11 protein-coding genes and 1 riboswitch are annotated in these 18481 nt (G+C 64.7%); of the genes, 9 read left to right on the top strand and 2 right to left on the bottom strand.

From position 1 onward, the window contains the following. Positions 1-201: 201 nt before the first annotated feature. Entirely contained in the window at positions 202-3177 is a 2976-nt protein-coding gene (locus K5X80_RS05800) for a TonB-dependent receptor plug domain-containing protein (RefSeq protein ID WP_222559895.1), read from the top strand. A gap of 80 nt (positions 3178-3257) precedes the next feature. Here the strand turns inward: K5X80_RS05800 and K5X80_RS05795 are convergent, their stop codons facing one another. After that, positions 3258-4145, bottom strand: a complete 888-nt coding sequence (locus K5X80_RS05795) for a helix-turn-helix transcriptional regulator (protein WP_222559894.1) — start codon at positions 4143-4145, stop codon at positions 3258-3260. A gap of 100 nt (positions 4146-4245) precedes the next feature. On the opposite strand from K5X80_RS05795, the gene K5X80_RS05790 reads away from it, so the two are divergent. The 8 genes from K5X80_RS05790 (at position 4246) to cobO (ending at position 17566) form a co-directional block, all read left to right on the top strand. Further along, complete coding sequence (locus K5X80_RS05790; protein WP_222559893.1) at positions 4246-6072, top strand: acyclic terpene utilization AtuA family protein; 1827 nt, start codon at positions 4246-4248, stop codon at positions 6070-6072. Between the two features lie 319 nt (positions 6073-6391). Then, positions 6392-7213, top strand: coding sequence for a Coq4 family protein (locus K5X80_RS05785; protein WP_222559892.1), 822 nt, complete (start codon positions 6392-6394; stop codon positions 7211-7213). 169 nt (positions 7214-7382) lie between these two features. Continuing rightward, a complete protein-coding gene (locus tag K5X80_RS17190) occupies positions 7383-8507 on the top strand; it encodes a DUF47 family protein (RefSeq protein ID WP_283249284.1) in 1125 nt (374 codons plus the stop codon). 19 nt (positions 8508-8526) lie between these two features. Continuing rightward, positions 8527-9528 (top strand): inorganic phosphate transporter, encoded by a 1002-nt coding sequence (locus tag K5X80_RS05775; protein ID WP_222559890.1) that lies wholly within the window; start codon positions 8527-8529, stop codon positions 9526-9528. 106 nt (positions 9529-9634) lie between these two features. Continuing rightward, a riboswitch (cobalamin riboswitch) is annotated at positions 9635-9872 on the top strand. 211 nt (positions 9873-10083) lie between these two features. Continuing rightward, positions 10084-11949 (top strand): TonB-dependent receptor, encoded by a 1866-nt coding sequence (locus tag K5X80_RS05770; RefSeq protein ID WP_222559889.1) that lies wholly within the window; start codon positions 10084-10086, stop codon positions 11947-11949. Positions 11950-12095: 146 nt separating this feature from the next. Beyond that, entirely contained in the window at positions 12096-13130 is a 1035-nt protein-coding gene (gene cobW, locus K5X80_RS05765) for a cobalamin biosynthesis protein CobW (protein ID WP_222559888.1), read from the top strand. A gap of 1 nt (position 13131) precedes the next feature. Then, on the top strand, positions 13132-16980 hold the full coding sequence (gene cobN / locus K5X80_RS05760) for a cobaltochelatase subunit CobN (RefSeq protein WP_222559887.1): 3849 nt from the start codon (positions 13132-13134) through the stop codon (positions 16978-16980). Further along, positions 16961-17566, top strand: coding sequence for a cob(I)yrinic acid a,c-diamide adenosyltransferase (gene cobO / locus K5X80_RS05755; protein WP_222559886.1), 606 nt, complete (start codon positions 16961-16963; stop codon positions 17564-17566). Before cobN ends, cobO begins: the two co-directional genes overlap by 20 nt. Before the next feature lie 20 nt (positions 17567-17586). On the opposite strand, the gene K5X80_RS05750 is transcribed toward cobO, so the two are convergent. Further along, a complete protein-coding gene (locus tag K5X80_RS05750) occupies positions 17587-18474 on the bottom strand; it encodes an ABC transporter substrate-binding protein (protein WP_222559885.1) in 888 nt (295 codons plus the stop codon). Positions 18475-18481 lie beyond the last annotated feature (7 nt).

Below are 18481 nucleotides of genomic sequence, written 5' to 3'. Positions count from 1 at the left end.
CGGCATCGCCCGAAGCGGTGTCCCGGAAAGTGACGACGAATTTGCTAATGAAATTCATTTCTTAGTCAAAAACGGCAAAGTTGTTGCAAGACAGTTACAGGCGGCAAGACAATTGCGTTCAAGTTTCGTGTCGAGATTGACAGGAACCGTCAATGTCCCGTTGCAATACAACCATTTCCGACTTCATCGAGGGGCAAAAATATGAAGACGACTGCCACCAAGAGGCTTCTTCTCGCTTCGTCCGCCACCATTCTCGCAGCACTGGGCAATATGCCCGCCTATGCACAAGATTCAACTGCACCGACTTCCTCGGACACCCAACCTGAGCCGGACCTGAACGAGATTGTCGTCACCGGCACGCGCATCATCCTGCCGAACTACACATCGCCCAGCCCGGTCGTGGCCGTGACCGCGGATACGATCCAGAAATCGGGCGAAACCAATATCACCCAGTACCTCACCCGTATTCCGGCTCTGATCGGGTCAGGCACGCGAGGCATGCTGTCGGGCGCCAGTGCCGACGCCTTTATCGGTTCGACCGGGCTCAACCTGCTTGATCTGCGCAATCTCGGCGTTGATCGCACGCTGGTTCTGATTAACGGCCGCCGCCACGTATCCGCGTTGCCGGGCACCGCTTCCGTCGATATCAACACGATCCCGACCGATCTGATCGATCGCGTCGATGTGGTGACCGGCGGGGAATCCGCAATTTACGGCGCGGATGGCGTGACCGGTGTCGTCAACTTCATCATGAAGCGCGATTTCGAAGGCCTTAAGGCCCGTGCCCGTTACGGGCTTTCCCAGAAAGGGGACGCGGACGAACTCAATCTTTCCCTCACCGCAGGCAAGAACTTTGCCGACGGCCGTGGCAACATCGCCGTGGCGTACGAATACAGCAAAGAAAACCGGCTGAAGGCGTGTGATCGCAAATACTTGTGCGGGAAGAACCGTGTCACGTTCAATCGCAATCCCAACGATCTGGACGACGATCCGAACCTACCCGACTACGTGCCTCTCCGCGATGTCCGCTTTTTTGACAGTGCCCGTGGCGGCGGGATCGATCTCGATTTCGATGGCATGCCCGATCTCAATGCCAACGGATCGGCTTTCGACCCTGGCACGTTTGTCCCGCCCTACTATCAACAGGGCGGTTCCGGCACACCGACCGCCGACTATGTCGGCGATCTGATTCCCGCGACCGAAAGGCATGTCGTCAATGCGCTGTTCTCATATGAATTCAGCCCTTCCGCACGCCTCTATGCCGAAGGCAAATATGCCAACATCCGGTCGCGCTCGCTCAGCCAGCCGACTTTCGATTTCTACAATTACCTGAGCGCAGACAACCCATTCATGCCTGATTCCGTCCGATCCCAGGTCATCCCCGGTGGTGCGGCGGGCGCATTCGAAATGGACTTGCCCGATGGCGTCCTGATGAATCGCGACAATTTCGATCTCGGGGTTCGCGGCGAACGGCTGAAGCGCGAAACCATCCGCACGGTCATTGGCGTTGATGGGGAGATCAACTCCCATATGCGCTATGACCTGTCCTACACGTATGGTCAGACCAAGGTGTGGAACCGCACGATCGGCAACCAATACAATGACCGCTTCTTCAATGCGATCGACGTGGTCAAGGATGGCGCCGGCAATCCGGTTTGCCGCATCACGCAGGAAGGGGCATCCTATCAACCCTATCCCACTTTCAACAGCAGCCGCTCTCCGACGGGAGCACTGACTTTCTCGCCCAACGAATGTGTGCCGCTCAATATTTTCGGCGAGGGATCGCCTTCGCAGCAGGCGATCAACTGGATTTCGGTCGATACGATCGATCGCGCGAAACTGACCCAGCACGTTATCAGCGGCACCATCAGCGGCGACATGGGGCAACTGTTCGAATTGCCCGCCGGGCCGGTGCGCTTCGCGGTCGGCGGGGAATATCGCAAGGAAAAGAGTAAGTCGAACCCCGACAAGCTGGTCCAGGAAGGGTTGACCTTCATGAACCAGCTGCTGCCGGAAAGTGGCAAGTACGATGTCTGGGAAGTCTATGGCGAACTGTACATCCCGCTGATCACGGACAAGCCGTGGGCCAAGGAATTGTCCGTCGGCGGTGCCTTGCGCTACTCCGACTATTCAACGATCGGATCGACAACCACCTGGAAAGTCAACGGCCTTTGGGCCGTCAATGACGCAATCAGTTTTCGCGGCACTTACTCGCAAGCCGTGCGCGCGCCGAACATCGGCGAACTATTCGGTGCGGCGTCGCAGGATTTCCAACCGCTCGAAGACCCTTGCGATGTTTCGCAGCTCAACAACGGTACGGCCAGCCGCGCCGCGAACTGCGCGGCGCTGCTCAGCAGCCTTGGCGTCGCCAATCCGGGTGGTTTCATCGATCCCAACAGCGCCACGGTCACCGGCACTTCAGGCGGCAATCCCGATGTTCGCGAAGAAAAGGCCAAGACCTGGACCGCCGGGATCGTGCTCCAACCCGCCCCGCGCCTGCGCATGGCGTTCGATTGGTATGACATTCGCCTGACGAATGCGATCACGACCGCCGATCCGCAGGAACTGGCCGAACTTTGCGTCGATCAACCGTCGCTCGACAACCAGTTCTGCAATGCCATCGTCCGGCAGCAAGGGACCGGACGCATTACCAGCTTTACACGCATGCCGCGCAACGTTGCGCGTTTCCGCAGTGCAGGCTTGGATGTTTCGATCGACTACATCATTCCGACCGAAACGATGGGCAACTTCAATTTCCGCTTCGTAGGCGGGTATCTCGACAAGCTCGAATTCATCGCCACGCCAGGGGCGGAAGTCGATAACGACCGTGGCGAAGTGCGCAAGCCGAAGTATCAGGCTTCGCTTGATGCGACCTGGAATAAGGGACCGTTCACCCTCAATTACGGGTTGACGTGGTTCGACAAGACTCAACGCTACGAGTTGGTCGACCGGGCGGGGGATCCCGATATCGCAGCACGCAAGTATCTGGACTATAAGGCCATGTGGAAGCATGACATTTATGCCAGCTACGATTTCGAAGACCGCTTCACCCTGTTTGGCGGGGTGCGCAATTTCACCAACGAAAAGCCTGCTTATGGCTCGATCGCTTATCCGATCGATGCGGTCGGCCGGTTCTTCTACCTGGGTGTGGAAGCGAAGTTCGACAAACTGTTCTGATCGGAATCACATGATTCCAACCGGGGTGGGAGGACAGCCTTCCATCCCGGTTTCTTTTGCCCGATCGATCCTGCTATCGCCTAGCCGCGATAACCGTCGACGCAGCCGATCATCCATTGCAGCGTGGCCTCGCCGATCGGGTTGAACACTTCCACCCGGAACTGCCCGTCGAGGTCGGCGAAAAAGGTGAAATGGCGGAAATGGCCCTGTTCGCCGTTGGGCAGATGGTAATCGAGATCGCGCGAAGTGCCCGAAGGCAGCTCGTAATCTTCCCACAGCGCGCGGAATTCCTGGCTTTTTTCCAGCAGCGTGGCCACCAGATCCTGCCACCGGGGATCGTGCATGGCGCGGGCAAAGCCGGTGCGGAACATCGCCACCTGGATACGGGCGGATTCGCGCCAGTTGGGCAGGACGCGGCGCACCGCATCGTCGAGGAACAGCGCGATCAACTGGTTGCCCTGCCCCGGAAAGCTTTCGAAATCGCCGAAGAACGCACGCGCGGCGCGGTTGCAGGCGATATAGTCCGCCCGTGCGGTGAGCAGGAACGCCGGGGCATAGTGCATCGCATCGATGATGGCCTGCACCGAGGCCATCACCCCGGCGGCATCGCCCGGAATGGCAAGGCCGGCAACCTGGCTGCCCGGGTCTTCCAGCGCCAGCCGCAGGAGCTGTTCGCGCTCCACCGGCGACAGCAGCAGGACATCGGCGATCCGGCCCAGCAGGCGGGGCGAAGCGGACACCGCCAGCCCCTGTTCCAGCTTGGTGTACCAGGAAACCGACACATCGAGCAGCATCGCCATTTCCTCCCGCCTGAGGCCGCTGGTCCGGCGACGGCGGGTTTCCGCCAGTCCATGCTCCGCGGGCGAGAGGCGCGCGCGGCGGGAGCGCAGGAACATCGCCAGTTCGCTGCGCCGCCATTTTTCCGCTGCGGCGGTGCGGTTTCCGGTCAGGCTGACACTCTCAGTCATAGGCTCGCTTCGCACTCTACACAGCCTTGGCCCGGCCGACTACACAGTGCCTGCAAGAGCGCCGCAACGGCGATGCGCCGCATAGGGGACAGGAACAGGCATGACAGGCAGCAGCACAGACAAGATCGTACGCATCGCCGGGGCATCGGGCGCGTTGAATGACAGCCTGATCGCGGTGCCGCAACTGCTGGCCGTGCCCGGTCTCCACTATCTCGCGTTCGATTATCTGGGCGAAGGGGCCATGGGGCTGATGCGGCGGCTGAAAGAGGCCGATCCGCGTTCCGGCTTCCTCGCCGATTTCGTCGACCTGCATATCGGCCCCTATCTCGCCGAACTGAAAAGCCGGGGGATCAAGGTCGTGTCCAACGCGGGGGGGATGAATCCCGAAGGGCTGGCCGAACTGATCCGCCAGCGCGGGCGCGAAGCCAATCTGGATATCAGGGTCGGCGTGGTCACGGGCGACGATATCGATGCCATGGTGCCCGGTCTGCGCGCGGCGGGCACGCGCGAGATGTTCAACGACATCCCCTTCCCCGAAGGCAAGATCGGCAGCATCAACGCCTATCTCGGCGCGTTCCCCATCGCCGCCGCGCTCGACGCCGGGGCGGATGTGGTGATTACCGGCCGCGTGGTCGACAGCGCGCTGATCCTGGGCCCGCTGATCCACGAATTCGGCTGGAAGGAAGACGATTACGATCTGCTGGCGGCAGGCTCCGCCGCGGGGCACCTGCTCGAATGCGGAACGCAGGCGACCGGCGGCACGTTCACCGACTGGCAGGACGTGCCCGACTGGGCCAATATCGGTTTCCCCGTGGGCGAATGCCGCGCGGACGGAAGCTGTGTCATCACCAAGCCGGAAGGCACCGGCGGGCTTGTCTCCGTGGGCACGGTGGCGGAACAGTTGCTTTACGAAGTTAGCGATCCGCAAGCCTATTTCCTGCCCGACGTGGTGTGCGATTTCAGCCAGGTAAAGCTGGAGCAGGTGGGCGAAAACCGCGTGCGGATGACCGGGGTCAAAGGCTATCCGCCGACCGACCAGTACAAGGTCTGCATCACATACGATTCCGGCTGGCGCTCCATCGCGCTGATCCCGATCGTGGGCATCGACGCCCCGGCCAAGGCGCGGCGCACGGCGGAGGAACTGCTGAAGCGCACGTCGGCCATGCTGCGGGATCGCAACTGGCCCGAATGGTCGCGCACGCATGTCGAAGTGATCGGCACCGAAGCGAGCTTCGCCGACAGCGCCCGCCCCCTGAACCCGCGCGAAGTGCTGCTGAAGATCATCGTCGACCATGACGATCCGGCCGCCGCCGCGCTGTTCAGCCGCGAACAGTCGACCGCGATCATGAACATGGCGGTGGGCACTTCCATCGCCCCGATCATCGCCGCGCCGCGCGCCATCCCGCTGACGGAGATGTTCCTGTTCCTGATGGACAAGCAGCAAGTGCCCGCGCAGGTCACGCTGGACGGGCGCGATATCGGCTTCGCCGACCGCTTCATCGCGGGATACGATCCGGCGATGGCCGCCCCGCTGCCCGCCCCCCCTTCCGCCGAGGCGCCCACGGACGCGGCGGTGGAGGTGCGCCTGATCGATCTTGCCTGGGCGCGCAGCGGCGACAAGGGCCGCCTGTTCAATGTCGGCGTGATCGCGCGCCGGCCGGAATACCTGCCCTATATCCGCGCCAGCCTCACCCCGCAGGCGGTGGCCGAATGGTATCGCCACCAGTTCGACAATCCGGCCGACCGGCGCGTGGATGCCTACGAAGCGCCCGGTTTCCACGCGCTCAATTTCGTGGTGCACGATGCGCAGGGCGGCGGGATCAACATGTCCCCCAGATTCGATCCGGCGGCCAAGTCCATGGGGCAGGTGCTGCTGGAAATGCCGGTGAAAGTGCCCGCGGCGATAGCTGCCGGTCTCAGGCGCTGACACCGGACCGCGAGTGTAAATGGGTGGTTGTATCGTTTGCCAGTACTCGCCCGCTCAGCCTGAGTCTGTCGAAGGCTGCGCGCCGAACGTGTGGCTAGGTGAGGCTGCCGTTGCGCGCGGCCTTCGACAGGCTCAGGCCGAACGGAAATTGGATACAGGCCGTATTTGCGAACGATACAATCGCTTATGAATTGAGAATTGTCATTGCGAGCGGCAAAGCCGCGAAGCAAGCCAGGGCCCGACGCGCAACGGCTGGATTGCTTCGCTCCGCCCGCAATGACGGATGCCCGGGGAAACCGGCGCAGAATGGAGAGCAACGATGCAGGACAACGACACGCCCTATCTGATGCGGGGCATCAAGCCGGTGGAAACCGCCAGCAGCACGCTGGTCAGTTCCTCCCCCTATCTCAACAATCCGCGCCTGCGCGAATGGATCGCCACCGCCTATCTGCGCCGCAGCGCGAAGGACCGGCCGACGTCCGCCGATGCCTACGAACTGCACCTGATCCTGCGCGACATCCTCGATCTCGACCGGATCGAGGCGCTGTTCACCGCGCAGCGGAAGAAATCGCCGGAGCTGGACCGGTGGTTTTCGGAAGGCTTTTCCTCCACGTTCACGGTCGATGAGCTGCTGGCCTGTCCCGAAGGGTCGCTGGGCCATATCTTCGGCCGCTATCTGGCGGACAACGCCTTCCAGATCGATATCGTGCCCCGGTTCGAACCGAAAACGCAGTTCGAATACTATGCGCTGCGCAGCGGGCAGACGCACGATCTCGAACACATCGTCACCGGTGGGAATTTCGACATTCTGGGCGAACTGGTGCCCTATTATGCGCGGCTGACCAACGTGCCGCGCTTCCTCGATGCGGAACTGGCCGGGCTGGTCAACGCCAATCAGTTGCTCGGCGCGCACCGCCTCGTCACCCGCACGGGCCTGCACTATCCGCAATCGTTCCTCTGCGCGATGGAAGCGGCGCAGGCCGGGATGCAGGTCGGCCTGCAATCGGGCCCGATCTTCATGGCGAAATACGAAGACGTGTTCCATCTGCCCGTGCCTGAAGCGCGCGCGGCGCTGGGCATCAAGGGTGCGGTGAACGTCGATACCGCCGCCGCCTCGCTCCAGTGGGACGAATACGCCTGAGTCGATTTCCGCGCCGGTCGCGCGCTTCTTCTCTCCGGCGCCACCTGTTTCCCGCGCAGGCAGTGCCAAAACGCAACGCCGCCCGCGCAGATGCAATCGCGCATTGCCTGCGCGGGCGAGTTCGTCTAGCCGGGCCCCCTCGCAAGGCAAACGGAGGCACAATATGGCGATGCGGCAGATTGCTGTGCTTCCCTATCGTGCGGATTCCGCGGCTGTAGACGCGCCAATTCGCGTTCTGCTCATCACATCGCGCGGCCGAGGCCGCTGGGTGATTCCCAAAGGTGGGCAGATCGCCGGGCTTTCGCCGCACGCCAGCGCCGCCCGCGAAGCCGAAGAGGAAGCCGGGGTTCTGGGCGCCGCCTGCCCCACGCCGATCGGCACCTACCGTTTCCGCAAACGCCGCAAATCCGGCGCTTCGGTGCTGACCGACGTACAGGTGTTCCCGTTTGCCGTGACCGAGGAACTCGAAAGCTGGGAAGAGCAGCACGAGCGCGAAAGGCGCTGGTTCACGCTCGCCGAAGCGGCCGAAGCGGTTGAAGAAGACGATCTGCGCGCTCTCATCCGCAGCTTTGGCCCGCGCGAATTCCGCCGCGCGGCGCTGGGCATCAAAATGATCGAGACAGTGGCGGAAAAGACAGGGGTTAATGCCATGTTTGCTTGGTTCCAGCGGCTTATCCCGCAACAGGGGAACTTCTTCGAACTGTTCGAGCAGCAGTCCGTCACGCTTGTCGCCGGCGCCGATGCGCTGGCCCGCCTGTTGCAGGGCGGCCCCGGCAAGGCCGATCACGTCCGCGAAATCGAAGAACGCGAACACGATGCCGACAATATCACCCGCGAAGTGCTGCAGGCGGTACGCCGCACCTTCCTCACCCCGTTCGATCGGGGCGCGATCACCAGCCTGATCGCCACGATGGACGATGCGATCGATGAAATGCACATGACCGCGGGCGCCGCCGATCTCTACGACATCACCGAATTCGAACCGGAAATGCGCGATATGGCAGCGATCATCGTCGATGCCGCGCGGCTGACTGCCGAAGCCATGCCGCTGCTGCGCAAGATCGCCGACAACGGCGTGCGCCTGCACGAACTGACCGAACGGCTAGTGCGCATGGAAGGCCATGCCGACGCCATCCACGCCGCCGGGCTCAAACGCATTTTCCGCGAAGTGGGCAGCCGCGATCCGCTGCAATTCATGGCGCGGCAGGAAATGTTCAAGCGCCTCGAACGCGTCGTCGACCGTTTCGAAGACCTGGCCAACGAGATCGACGGTCTCGTGATCGATCACTCCTGAAAAGCCCAGTACCGCTCGCATGGATCACAGCCTCGCCCTCCCCTTGCTGATCGGGCTGATCGCGCTCGCGCTCGCATTCGATTTCCTCAACGGGCTGCACGATGCGGCCAATGCGATCGCCACCGTGGTCGCCACCAAGCTGCTTTCGCCGGTCATGGCCGTGCTGTTCGCCGCGTTCGGCAATTTCGCCGCTTACTGGCTGGTCGGGCTGCATGTCGCCGAAACCGTGGGCAAGGGGATCGTCGACAAGGACGTTATCACCCCGGCGGTGGTGTTCGGCGCGCTGGTCGGGGCGATGTTCTGGAACGTGCTGACCTGGATCAAGGGTATCCCTTCCTCCTCCAGCCACGCGCTGATCGGCGGATTGCTCGGGGCCGGGATCGTCCATGCCGGGCCGGGCGCGGTCGAAGCGGCGGGCACGATCAAGACCATCGCGGCGATTTTCGTTTCGCCAATCCTCGGCTTCGCGCTTGCCATGCTGCTGATGCTGATCACGTCCTGGCTGTTCAAAGGCATCCAGCCGCGGCAGGCAAACGGCACGTTCAAAGTGCTGCACCTGTTCTCCTCCGCCGCCTATTCGATCAGCCACGGGGCCAACGATGCCCAGAAGACGATGGGGATCATTACTGTCCTGCTCTATTCCACCGGGCATCTCGGCGGGGAATTCCACGTGCCGGAATGGGTGGTGCTGTCGTGCTATCTCGCCATTGCGCTGGGCACCATGTCGGGCGGGTGGAAAATCATCAAGACGATGGGCAGCAAGCTGACCAAGCTCAACCACCATTCGGGCTTCTGCGCCTCCACCGCCGGATCGTTCGTGGTGTTCGGCGCCAGCGCGCTGGGCATCCCGATTTCCACCACGCACGCCATCACCGGCAGCGTGGTCGGCACCGGCGCCGCCCGCCGGGCCAGCGCGGTGCGGTGGAGCGTGGCCAGCCGCGTGATCGTGGCCTGGTTCATCACCATTCCCGCCAGCGCCGCCGTGGGCGCGCTGTTCTACCTCGCCACCCGCCTGTTCTGAGGCCCATCCCCCACAGGCCGCCGCGATATTGTGCGTTGCGGCAAAGAAGGATTGACATGGCCCCCGTTTGTGACTATGGCCCTGCCCGTGGAAGCGGGATACATCCGCTTTCCGTGATCGCGCCGGTGCCCGAAAGGGCTTAAAACGGGAACACGGTGAGGAACGGGTTTCGCCCGATCCCAATCCGGGGCTGTCCCTGCAACTGTAAGCGGCGAGCGCGATGCATAGGCTTCCTTCCGGGGAAGCAGCCACTGGGCCATCCGCCAACCATGCGGGGCCTGGGAAGGCCATGCATCAAGCTATGACCCGCGAGCCAGGAGACCTGCCGGCGCATGGTCGCTCTTGCCGCGATCCAGGGGATGGTCATGGCACGGTTACTCTCCGTCTGAGCGACGAACCGAAGCGGCTGGGGCCGCGCGGTCATGCGCATGCGGGCGAAACAGCGCCCGTCCGTGGGCGCTGACCGGCCGTTCGTTGCCCGTGCTGCCCTCCCCTGGGCCGCCGGACCGCGCACGGTGCGCCCTGCCGCCAGTTGCTCTGGCGCGGGGATAACGCATGAAGACCACCTGTTTCGTACCCTTGATCGCACTGGCCGCGGCGGCCCCGGCCTATGCCGAAAGCGCGGACGATCTCTCTTTCGAAAGCCGCGCCGACATCATCGTCACCGCTTCGCGCGCGGTCAGCGAACCGCGCGAGATCGGCAGCGCGATTTCCGTCATCACGCGCGAAACGCTCGACCGCAACCAGATCACGTTCGTCAAGGATGCGCTGATCGATACGCCGGGCGTGCTGGTCAGCACCGACCGGCCCGGCAATTACGCCTCTGTCAACATTCGCGGATCGAACAACGACGAAGTGCTGTGGCTGGTCGATGGCATTCCGCTGGGCGATCCCAGCGCGGCCAGCACCGAATTCCGCGCCGATCACCTGATCGCCGCCGATATCGCGCAGATCGAGGTGCTGCGCGGCAATCAGAGTTCGCTTTACGGCTCCGACGCGATCGGCGGGGTCATCAACATCATCACCCAGCGCGCCATCGAAGAAGGGATCGCGGTCAACGCCGAAGCGGAAGCCGGATCGCACGGCACGCTGAACGGCGGCGCATCGCTGCTGGGCAAAAGCGGCCCGGTCGATTTCCGGCTCACCGCCACCGGCTATCGCCACGATGGCCCCTCGCTCACCGATCCACGCACCGCCACCAGGCCCGCGAGCGAGAAGGACGCATACCGGCGCTACGGCTTTTCCGGCCGCATGGGCGTGGAAGCATCCCCCAATCTGCGCTTCCAGATGAACGGGTTCTGGGCGGACACGTTCTCCGATCTCGACAACACCGGCTCGGATTCGCTCAACACTGTCAGGAAGCGCGAATATGCCGTTTCCGGGCAGGGCCTCTACGCCAGTTCGGACGACAGGCTGACCGTCAGGCTGACCGGCAGCCGCTACGTCGCGCGGCGGCTCTATTTCGGCAGCGCCTACCGGCCCGAAGGCGATCTCTATCGCGGAACCAAGGACACGCTCGCACTTGATGCCAGATACGACACCGGCGGGCTTATCAGCCTCGCCGCGGGCGGCGCGCTGGAACGGGAAAAGAGCGATCAGGCCACGTTCCATTCGGGCGATTTCAACGCCCGGATCAGCACCCGTTCGGCCTATGGCGAACTGGCGCTGCGCCCGGCGGCAGGGCTGACGCTGACCGGCGCGGCGCGGATCGACGACAACAGCCGCTTCGGCACGTTCGACACCTATCGCGGCACCGTGGCCTATGCCGCCGGTCCGGTGAAATTCCGCGCCAGCTACGGCACCGGGGCGAAAGCGCCGGGTCTCTATCAATTGTTCGACCCGACATACGGCAATCCCCATCTCAAGGCGGAAAAGAGCCGGGGCGGCGATATCGGCGCCGATATCGCGCTAAGCGACACGTTCAGCGCGTCGGCCAGCTATTTCTTCCTCAGGAAGACCAACGAAATCGAGTGGAACGCCAGCATCGGCCGATCCGGCGGCTATCGCCAGTGGGGCCGCACCCGCGCGCACGGGGTGGAACTGGGCCTGACCGCGCGCCCTCTGGCCTGGCTGACGGTCAGCCAGAGCTTCACCTACACCGATCACGAAGCCTACAGCGATGCGGCGGCGCGATACCGGGACAGCGGCCGCCCCGAATATGCGGGCACCACGGCCATCACCGTCCTCCCCGCCGCAGGGGCGGAATTCACCGCCCGCGTCCGCTATCGCGATGGCGACGCTTCGACCCGGCTCGCCACCCGGGCCTATGCCGTGGTCGATCTGCTCGGCTCCTACCGGATCAACGGGAATGTCGAGCTGTTCGGCCGGGTGACCAACCTTTTCGACAAGTGGTACCAGATGTACGCGCACACCAACACGCTCGGCCGCAGCGCCTATGGCGGTGTCCGCGTCAGCTTCTGACGCCCTTTCGCAGGGCGGCGGACAGCGGCGCCGCCCTGCTTTTCCATTTCCGAGGAAAAGCCCGTGCCCCCGATCACCCGACACCAACACCGTCCCACAAACGGCAGGCCGAGGCCGAAATCCAACCATCATCAAGGAGACACCGCATGAGCAAGGTTCCGGCCACTGTCATCACCGGCTTCCTCGGCGCGGGCAAGACCACGCTGATCCGCCATCTGCTGCAGAATGCGCAGGGGCGCAGGCTCGCCCTTATCATCAACGAATTCGGCGATGTCGGCATCGATGGCGAACTGGTGAAAGGGTGCAACGACGCCAGTTGCCCCGAAGAGGATATCGTCGAACTGGCCAACGGCTGCATCTGCTGCACCGTGGCGGACGATTTCCTGCCGACGATGCAGAAGCTGCTCGACCGGCCCAATCCGCCCGAGCACATCCTTATCGAAACCTCCGGCCTCGCTCTGCCCAAGCCGCTGGTGAAAGCGTTCCAGTGGCCCGATATCCGCACGCGGGCGACAGTCGATGGCGTGATCGCATTGATCGATGCCGATGCCGTGGCCGCCGGGCGCTTCGCCACGGACGAAGCCGCGCTGGCCGCCGCGCGCGCCGCCGATCCCACGCTCGACCATGACAGCCCGCTGGAGGAACTGTTCGAGGATCAACTCGCCTGTGCCGATCTCGTCGTGCTCAACAAGACCGATCTGGTCGACGCGGCAGTGCTGCCCGGCATCGAGGCCGAACTGGCGCGCGATGTGCGCGACGGGGTCAAGCTGATCCATGCCGCCCATGGCGCGGTCGATCCCGCCGTGCTGCTCGGCCTCGTTGCCGGGGCGGAAGACGATCTCGCCGCGCGCCCTTCGCATCATGACAGCGAGGACGACCACGATCATGACGATTTCACCAGCTTCGTCGTGGCGGGCGGCGAAATCGCCGATCTGGACGGCCTTCTCACCCGGCTGGGGGACCTGATCCGCACGCACGATATCCTGCGCATCAAGGGCATGGTCGCGCTCGAGGGCAAGCCGCTGCGGCTGGTCATCCAGACGGTCGGCCCGCGTATCCAGCACCATTTCGACCGGGCATGGCAGGTGGAGGAGCCCCGCCGCACCGCGCTGGTGGTGATCGGCGAAACCGGGCTCGACCGCGCCGCCATCGAAGCCGGGCTGGCCGGGGTGATCGGTTGACATGCACCTGCTTTCGGCCACGCCCGGCAGCATCGCCAACGGCGATGAAGCGATCGATCTCGGCCAGTCGCCTGGCGATATCGTGCTGCTGACCGTGGCCGACAGCGAACTGGCCTGCTTCGCCCGCGCGGCGGGGCGCTTGCACGATGCCTGCGGGCCGGATGCGCCCAGCGTCCGCCTCGCCAATCTGCTGCAATTGCGCCATCCCTATTCGGTCGATCTCTATGTCGAAAAGGTCATCGCCAAGGCACGTTTCGTCTGCGTCGTCCTGCTCGGCGGCAAAAGCTACTGGCCTTACGGGATCGATGAAATCGCCGCCGCGGCGAGGGAGAAGGGCATCGCTTTCGCCGCGCTGTCCGACGGGCGTGACGAAGACCCGGCGCTGGCCCGCGCCTCCACGCTGCCGGGCGAAACCTGCGAGCGCCTGCGCGCCTATCTGCGGCAGGGCGGCCCGGCCAATGCCTATGCCTTCCTGCAAAGCGCCGCGCGCCTGATCGGGTGTGATTGCGGCGAACCCGATGCCCCGGTGCCGATTGCCGAAGCCGGGCTCTATCTGCCGGGGCGCGACCGGCCGGGCCTGGCCGATCTGCGCGCGTCATGGGTGGAAGGGCGGCCCGTCGCCCTGATCGTGTTCTACCGCGCGCTGCTGATCGCCGGCACGCTGGAAGCGGTGGACGCGATGATCGCCGCCTTGCAGGCGCGCGGGCTGAATGTCGCCGCCGTCCACGTGCGCGCCCTGCGCGAACCTTTCGCGAAGGACTGGCTCGCGGGTACGCTGCCCGAAGTGGCGCCCGATGTGATCCTGAACGCCACCTCCTTCGCCGCCGCTTCCGTTGCGGGGGATAATCGCGTTCCGTCCGTGCTCGAACTGGCCGATTGCCCCGTGCTGCAAACGATCTTCGCCGGGATCGAGGAAAGCGCATGGCAGGATAGCCCACGCGGCCTTGGCCCGCGCGATCTGGCCATGAATGTGGCGCTGCCCGAAGTGGACGGGCGGCTGCACACCCGCGCGGTGGCGTTCAAGGCGGCGGAGCGGATCGATCCCGTCACCGAATGCGGAATCGTTGTCCCCCGGATCGTGCCCGACCGGCTGGCTTTCGTTGCAGATCTGGCCGCGAACTGGGCCCGCTTGCGGCGCACGCCGCCGGGGGAACGGCGCGTGGCGCTGATCCTCGCCAATTACCCCAACCGCGATGGGCGGATCGGCAATGGCGTGGGGCTCGACACCCCGGCCAGCGCCGCCGCGATCCTCGCCGCGTTGCGGGCGGAAGGCTATGATTGCGGCCATGCGCCGCAAGACGGTGCGGCGCTGATGCGGATCATGACCGGCGGGGTGACGAACGATCTCACCTCCCCCGATCGGGACGGCGAAATCGCATTGCCGCTGGCGGACTATCGCGCCGCCTTTGCCGCCCTGCCCGCCGCCGTGCAGAAGGCAGTAAGCGAACGCTGGGGCACACCTGAGAATGACCCGTTCGTGCGCGATGGCGCGTTCCGCCTCGCCGTGCATCGCTTTGGGCAGGTGGCGGTCGCGGTGCAGCCCGCGCGCGGTTACAACATCGATCCCAAGGAAAGCTATCACGATCCGGCCCTGCCCCCGCCGCATGCCTACCTTGCGTTCCACATATGGCTGAACCGCGTGTTCGGTGCTCATGCGGCGGTGCACGTGGGCAAGCACGGCAATCTCGAATGGTTGCCGGGCAAGGCGGTGTCGCTGTCCGAAACCTGCTTTCCCGAGGTGTGCTCCGGGCCGGTGCCGCAGCTTTACCCGTTCATCGTCAACGATCCGGGCGAAGGCACGCAGGCCAAGCGGCGGATCGGCGCGTGCATCGTCGACCATCTGACTCCGCCGCTGACCCGCGCGGAAAGCTATGGTCCGCTCAAGCAATTGGAAGCGCTGGTCGACGAATACTACCTCGCCGCCGGGATGGACCCGCGCCGGTTGGAACGGCTCAGGCGCGACATTCTCGATCTCGCCCACAGCCAGGGACTGGCGCAGGACGCCGGGGCCAGCGGCGATGGCGAAGATGCACTGGCCGCGATCGACAACTACCTATGCGAATTGAAGGAAATGCAGATTCGCGACGGGCTGCATGTCTTCACCCGATCGCCGGAAGGGCGGTTGCGGCGCGATCTGCTGATCGCTCTGGCCCGCACTCCGCGCGGCTATGAGCGGCCCGGGCAGGCCTCGCTGCTGCGCGCCATGACGGACGATCTCGGCCTCGGTTTCGATCCGCTCGACTGCCGGATGGGCGATGCGTGGAAGGGGCCGCGTCCCGACATCCTCGCCGATCTGGCGAGTGGCCCATGGCGCAACGTGGGCGACACGGTCGAACGGCTGGAGGAACTGGCGGCCCGGCTGGTGGATACTCTCCCTCATCGTCACCCTGAACTTGTTTCAGGGTCCATCGCGCCACAAGCAGCAGCGCCTGAGGAAACATGGATCCTGAAACAAGTTCAGGATGACGGTTTGGGTGCCAAAACCGCCGCCGTTCTCACCGATATCGCCCACGACCTTGCCCCCCGCGTGGATGCCTGCGGCGATGCCGAAAGCGCGGCGCTGCTTGCCGGGCTCGCCGGGCGCTTCGTCATGCCGGGGCCATCGGGCGCGCCCACGCGCGGGCGGCCCGACGTGCTGCCCACCGGGCGCAATTTCTATTCGGTGGACACCCGCGCCGTGCCCACCGCCGTGGCGTGGGAACTGGGGCTGCGTTCGGCGCAGATGCTGGTGCAGGATTATCTCCAGCGCGAAGGGGATTATCCGCGCGCCATGGCCGTATCCGCGTGGGGCACCGCCAATATGCGCACCGGGGGCGACGATATCGCGCAGGCTCTCGCCCTGATGGGCGTGCGCCCGCGGTGGGACTGGACCTCGGGCCGGGTGATCGGCTTTGCCATCATGACTCTGGCCGAACTGGGCCGCCCGCGCGTGGATGTGACTTTCCGCGTCTCCGGCTTTTTCCGCGATGCCTTTCCCGAACAGATGGACCTGATCGACAGCGCCGCCCGCGCGGTGATGGCGCTGGACGAGCCGGAGGAAGACAACCCCGCCGCCGCCCGCCACCGCGCGGAAAGCGCCGCGCTGATTGCCGGGGGCGCTGACCCGGCCCAAGCCGCCCGGCGCGCGGGCACCCGCGTCTTCGGATCGAAACCGGGGGCCTATGGCGCAGGCTTGCAGGCGATGATCGACGAGAAGCTGTGGCACAGCCGCGCCGATCTGGTCGGGGTCTATCTCGACTGGGGCAGCTATGCCTATGGCGGCGGGGTGGAAGGCGATGTGGAGCGTGAACTGTTCGCCAGCCGCCTCGCCAGTGCCGACGCGCTGATCCAGAATCAGGACAACCGCGAGCACGACCTGCTCGACAGCGACGATTACTATCAGTTCGAAGGCGGCATTGCGGCGGCGGTGGAGCATCTTTCGGGCAAAGTCCCGCTGTCCTATCACAACGATCACAGCCGCCCCGAACGGCCCGTGGTGCGTCTGCTGGAAGACGAGATCGGCCGCGTCGTCCGCGCGCGGGTGACCAATCCCAAATGGATCGCGGGCGTGATGCGCCACGGTTACAAGGGCGCATTCGAAATCGCCGCGAGCATCGACTACCTGTTCGCGTTCGCCGCCACCACGCACGCGGTGCGCGATCATCATTTCGATGCCGTCCACGCCGCCTTTTTCGAGGATGAGGCCGTGCGCGCGTTCATGGCCGAAGCGAACCCCGCCGCCCTGCGCGAAAGCGCCGCCCGCATGGCCGAAGCGATCGCGCGCGGCCTGTGGAAACCCCGTTCCAACAGCGCCGCGCTGTTGCTGGCGGATTTGACCGAGGAGACCCCCGATGACCGAACGCAGCGATGAACGCCACGCGGAGAAGATGAAGAAGAAACAGGCCGCGCATGACAAGATCATGGCCGGCAAGACGGTCGAAAAAGGCCTGCTGATCGTCCACACCGGCAAAGGCAAGGGCAAGACCACCGCCGCGCTGGGCATGGTTCTGCGGATGATCGGGCATGGCCGGAAAGTCGGCGTGGTCCAGTTCGTCAAAGGCGCGATGACCACGGGCGAAAAGGCCGTGTTCGATGCGTTCCCGGACAATGTCGAATTCAAGCCGATGGGCGAAGGCTTCACCTGGGACACGCAGGATCGCGCCCGCGATATCGCCGTGGCGCGCGCGGCATGGGAAGAGGTCAAGCGGATGATCGCCGATCCGGCTTATGACATGGTTCTGGCGGACGAGTTGAACATCGTCCTGCGTTACGACTATCTGCCGCTGGACGAAGTGCTAGAGGTGCTGACCGCCCGCGCGCCGATGAAGCATGTCGTCGTCACCGGGCGCAACGCCGCCGATGCGCTGATGGAAGCGGCCGATCTCGTCACCGACATGACGATGGTCAAGCATCCCTTCCGCAGTGGGGTGAAAGCGCAGGCGGGAATCGAGTTCTGACCGCCCCCGCGCTCACCCCGTCAATGGGCGGCGACCTGCCGCACCAGACTGCGCGCGGCCGCGACATAGGCCGGGCCGCCGCACACCGTCCATGCCTGCGGCAGGCGGATGCGCGGAATATCGCGCAGCGCCGGATGGTGGAGCATTGCCGTGCCCTGGTCGGCCACGGTGTCGCTCTGCGATTCGACGATGATGAAATCGGGCCGGGCGGCGACCATTTCCTCCAGCGAAAGCGTGGACAGCGCCGGCTTGCCCAGCTTGCCCGCGAGATTGACCAGCCCGGCGCGCTGCATCAGATCGTCCACCAGCGTGCCCGTGCCGGTAAGGTATCCGCGCCGCTGGTAATAGGCGGCCACGCGCCCCCGCCCCGGCTTGGGCAGAGCGGCCAGTTGCCGTTCCATATCGGCGATCAGCCGTTCCCCGCGTTCCGGGTGCCCCACCGCCCCGGCCACCTTGCGCGTTTCGCGCACGATGGCGGCGAAGCTTTCCGCGCGCTTGACATCGAGCGCGCGATAGCCGCGCCCCTGCAACGCCGCCATCACCGCGCTGCGCCGGGCGGGCATGCCCACCAGCAGATCGGGCTGGATCGCCAGCACTTCTTCCGCCGACTGGCCGAGAATGGGATAGGTTTTTGCCTGCGCCGCCGCGGCCGAAGTGACCGGATCGGCCGCATAGTGCGTCAGCCCGGCAATCTGGTGCCGATCAGCCAGCGCGATCAGGAACTGGTCCGCGCAGAGGTTGAGCGAGACGATCCGCTGCGGCGGGCGCGCCGCCTCCCCCTGCCGGGCGATGGGCGGGGCGGAATGCGCCCCCGTGCCCGCGGCCAATGCGAGGCCAAGCGCGGCGGCAAGGGCAGCAACAGAGGCGGCCTTCCGGCGGCCCGATACGATTCCGATCTGCGGCGTCATGCCGCCT

It is taken from the genome of Caenibius sp. WL (assembly GCF_019803445.1).
In the GTDB taxonomy this organism is placed as follows: domain Bacteria; phylum Pseudomonadota; class Alphaproteobacteria; order Sphingomonadales; family Sphingomonadaceae; genus Caenibius.
This window is presented reverse-complemented; position numbering and strand designations above follow the sequence as displayed.